Consider the following 4,363-nt stretch of genomic DNA (forward strand, 5'->3'; position numbering starts at 1 on the left):
GGTCTTATGGAGATAGTTCAATGCATCACGCTAACCAACCGTGTAGCAGGTCTGTAGCCCCCGCAACACTCCCCCTATCGCGGTGAAATACCCACTGAATATTGACGATGTATTGGGATCGCATGTATTCGACGAATCCCGTATCACACCCTGTTTCACCGAACTATCACGAACTGTTTGCCTGACAGTCGATTCGCTTGGGCCCGGCCGATGTTCGATCGAGGACGGAACGCATACGGAAAGAAAAAAGGGCCGCTTCCGTGATTGGAAGCGGCCCTTTTGGGAAGGAAGGAGAGAAGAAAAGAAAGAGAATAACTACTGCTTGGTGTGCGGCGACAAAATGTCATCGCACACCCACAAAGGAGATCTTTGCCGGTCGTCATCCGTCATCAGCCGAATGGCAACCGTCTCAGATTCATCCGAACACCGAAGCACTGACTTCGACATCCGGTTTTTGCCCGATCGAAGAAACCGATCCATCTCCGATCAGGCAATACAACCGAATAACTCGTTATTCAGTTGTTACCCAAAAATATTGTGGTGATGCGTGCGGCATCGGTGCAGTGGAAGGCGAAGGCGTACAAATGGTACGTCGAGTCTTCCACTGTGCCGATGACGCTCCATCACCGCAATATTTTTAGTGGCGGTTGTTGAGACGGTGGTACATCTCCGACAGCTCCAGTTCCTTCTCGAACTGGCGAGCGGTGGTGTTCTCGTCGATGACGGCGAGTTCGACACCGGCGATGCGGGCGAAGTCTTCCCAAGCCTCACGACCGACGGAGGTGGTCATGCAGGTGTGGTGGGAGCCGCCGGCGGTGATCCAGCACTGGACGGCGGTCTTCAGGGACGGCTGCGGCTTCCAGACGGCGCGGGCGCAGGGGAGCTTCTGGAGGGAGCCCTGTGGCTCGACGACGTCGACGACGTCCATGAGGAGGCGGAAGCGCTCGCGCTCGTCGGCCATGGAGACGACGACGGCGTCCTTCTTGGGCTTGCCGGAGAAGACGAGGCGGACCGGGTCGGCCTTGCCGCCGATGCCGAGCGGGTGAATCTCGAGCTTCGGCTTGGCGATGGTGCCGATGGCCGGGGAGACCTCGAGCATGTGGGAGCCCATGTCGAGCTCGTCGCCTTCGGTGAAGTTGTAGGAGTAGTCCTCCATGAGGGAGGCACCACCCTCGAGGCCGTAGCCCATGACGGCACCGATGCGGACGAGGACGGAGGTCTTCCAGTCGCCTTCGGCGGAGAAGCCCCAGCCGTACTCGGACGGGAAGCGCTGCGGGCCAACGCCGGGCAGCTGCGGGAGGGCGCCGAGGTCCTCGAAGTTGTCAACGCCGGCGGTGCAGCCGTTCTCGCGCATCATGTTGACCATGGCGGCCTCTTCCTTGGCCGCGATGAAGAGGGAGTCGTACTTGGCGTCCAGCAGGGCCGGATCCACGTCGTACTTGGCCTTGTAGTCCTCGATGAGGGCCTTGACCTGATCGTCCTTCACCTTGTCGTAGGCGGCGACGAGCTCGTTGACGGCCCAGGTGTTGATGGAGGCGCCGAACACGCGCTCGGCTTCGGTCTTGTCGCCTTCGGTGACGGCGACGTTACGCATGTTGTCGCCCCAGCGCATGACCTTCATGTTGTTGGAGGCGTCCCAGCCGGCGCAGGCGCGAGCCCAGGTGCCGACCTTCTCGGCGACCTCGGGGTCGGTGTAGTGGCCGACGACGATCTTGCGCGGGATGCCGAGGCGGGAGACGATGTAACCGAACTCACGGTCGCCGTGGGCGGCCTGGTTCAGGTTCATGAAGTCCATGTCGATGGTCTCCCACGGGATCTCCTTGTGGTGCTGGGTGGCCAGCTGCAGCAGCGGCTTGGTCAGCACTTCGAGGCCACGGATCCACATCTTGGCCGGGGAGAAGGTGTGGCACCAGGTGATGACGCCGATCACGTTCGGGTTGGCGGAGGCTTCGACCATGAATTCCTTCACGCCGTCGGAGGACTTCAGAGTGGGCTTGAGAACGATCTTGGCCGGGATCTTGCCGGTCTTGTTCAGGTAGTCCACCATTTCGCCGGAGTGGATGGCCACCTGGCGAAGGGCTTCCTCACCGTAGAGGTCCTGCGAGCCGACGCCGAACCAGATTTCCTTGCCCTCGAAGGGGTTCTCCATAACCATAATTGACTCCTTTGTGCTGTGTGCTTTTTGGTTGGAGTTAAGTTTTCGAAGCGATATGTGAACGCTCACATACCAGCTACTGTTCAGTGTAGCAGTAGCGGTTTTGTCAGGCAACCGCGTCGCCTGACAAAGTTCAATTTTTTGGTGCGATCACGCTGGGGTCGGGCGGCCCGGAGGACCGGACCGCCTTGACGACCCGTCACGAGATCGAAGTGGATCAGATCCGAGTGGAAATCACTTGGTCCAGAAGGACTGGATCTCCTCAAGGGTCTTGCCCTTGGTCTCAGGCACCAGGAACTTCACGCCAAGGAAGGCGATGAGATCCATGGCGGCCCAGAAGATGAAGGTGCCGCCGCCCCAGGCGCTGAACATGACCGGGGTGAACTGAGCGACCAGGAAGTTGGCGCCCCACAGGAACACGGTGCACAGACCGGAAGCGCGGCCACGCAGGTAGGTCGGGAAGAGCTCGGAGATCATAACCCAGGTGACCGGGCCCATCGAGAAGGCGAAGGACGCGATGACCAGGCAGGCGAAGATCAGCGTGAGGATACCGGACCAGTTGAGCAGCATGGACAGACCCATGAGGAAGTAGAAGACGCACATGCCGAGAGAACCGGCGAGCATCAGGGGCTTACGACCGAGCTTATCGATCAGGTACATGCCGACGAAGGTAAGGACCAACTCGACCAGACCGATCAGCGTGGAGCACAGGAAGGAAGCGGTGTCGCCCTTGAAGATCGGCTTGAAGATGGTCGGAGCGTAGTAGGAGATGGCGTTCTGACCAACGGCCTGGTTGAAGATAGCCAGGAAGATGCCGATGACCATGGCGTGAGCCAGCGGAGCGTGGAACAGATCGGAGAGCTTGCCCTTGGCGTTCTCGGCGATGGAGGCGTTGATCTCCTTGACTTCCTGCTTGGCGTTCTCGGTGCCGCCGATGCGCTCGAGCACGGCGAAGCCCTTCTCCTGGTTGCCGGACTGCAGCAGGAAGCGCGGGGACTCAGGAGACACGGCCAGAGCGATGAAGAGGATCAGGGCCGGAGCGGCGCCGATGCCCAGCATCCAACGCCAGGCGTGATCGGCGAAGTCGGAGTGGATGCCACCGAAGCCGGCGATCCAGAAGTTGATGAGGTTGGTCAGGAAGATACCAAGAATGGTAAGCAGCTGGTACATCGAGGACAGGGTGCCACGGTACTTGGCCGGAGCGCACTCAGTGATGTAGGTGATGGACAGCGAGGAGGCGAGACCGATGCCCAGACCACCGAGGATACGAGCGATGATCATGGAGGTCGGATCGTTCACCATGGCGGACCACAGGGCAGCCACGAAGAAGGCGGCGGCACCGATCATCAGCACCGGACGACGACCGATGCGATCGGAGATGAAGCCGGAGACACCCACACCGATCACGCCACCGATCATGATGGAGGAGATGATGAGACCCTCCATGCCAGCGGTGAGATCCCACTTAGCGGTCAGGTACACGATGGCACCCGAGATGCTCACGGTATCGTAACCGTACAGCAGACCAGCCAGACCGGCGCTGATCGCCAGAATGACCACATATTTCATCGAGCCCTGCTTGACAGCGCTCGCCTGAGAAGTCTGAGACATTGTTCTTCCTTGATTTTTGTTTCACCCTTGTGACGGAAGCCCTGCACGGGACACCAACGAACCGGAGGACTCCGTCGGCCAATCGATCAGGAACGAACATGTTCGCCCAAGTTTGTTCCTATCTCGGTAGCTGATAGAAATGTTACCGCTCACAAAAAATCATGTCAAGCCGAATGCGCATCGTTCACATCCGTGGTTTACCATGCGTTTTCCGCAATTTTCCAAAAAACTGAGAGCGCTCACATAAATCAACCTTAAGTGAACATCTTTTATTGATTTTCTACTCATTAACGCACATATTTGTGCTATTTTGTGACTTCATGCTCAATGCTGAGCACGCCATGAAACTAATTACAAATAAAGAAAATCGATGACCGGCCATAACTTCGGGCGTGTCGCGCGTTACGAACACATGGAGGACACGAGTGAATATCGTGAATATATTGAATACGCGAATACAGGGAACCAACATCCCACATTCCGCCGGCGAATCATGCAAGATCACGGATCCTCGAAGCCAATCCTCCACCCGAAGGAGCGCGCAGAAGCCGGAACCGGATGTATCCTCGGCGATATCGTCATCCAGATGGGACTATC

The 4,363-nt window shown here is 58.2% G+C and carries 4 protein-coding genes; 2 read left to right on the plus strand and 2 right to left on the minus strand.

Annotated elements, in window-relative coordinates:
• Positions 1 to 260 precede the first annotated feature (260 nt).
• Positions 261 to 641: a hypothetical protein gene (locus tag Tam10B_RS13075; protein WP_143248599.1), complete on the plus strand. Its 381-nt coding sequence runs from the start codon at positions 261 to 263 to the stop codon at positions 639 to 641.
• Here the strand turns inward: Tam10B_RS13075 and araA are convergent.
• Together araA and Tam10B_RS11880 are read right to left on the minus strand one after the other, a co-directional pair.
• Positions 638 to 2,155, minus strand: coding sequence for an L-arabinose isomerase (gene araA, locus Tam10B_RS11875; protein WP_093961457.1), 1,518 nt, complete (start codon positions 2,153 to 2,155; stop codon positions 638 to 640). The genes Tam10B_RS13075 and araA overlap by 4 nt on opposite strands.
• A 234-nt stretch (positions 2,156 to 2,389) precedes the next feature.
• Positions 2,390 to 3,766, minus strand: a complete 1,377-nt coding sequence (locus Tam10B_RS11880) for a sugar porter family MFS transporter (RefSeq protein ID WP_093961458.1) — start codon at positions 3,764 to 3,766, stop codon at positions 2,390 to 2,392.
• 370 nt (positions 3,767 to 4,136) lie between these two features.
• Here Tam10B_RS11880 and Tam10B_RS13640 point away from each other — a divergent pair.
• Positions 4,137 to 4,363, plus strand: a 227-nt coding sequence (locus tag Tam10B_RS13640) for a hypothetical protein (protein ID WP_233133715.1), incomplete at its 3' end; no start/stop codon positions are given.

The organism is Bifidobacterium vansinderenii (assembly GCF_002234915.1).
Taxonomy (GTDB): Bacteria; Actinomycetota; Actinomycetes; order Actinomycetales; family Bifidobacteriaceae; genus Galliscardovia; species Galliscardovia vansinderenii.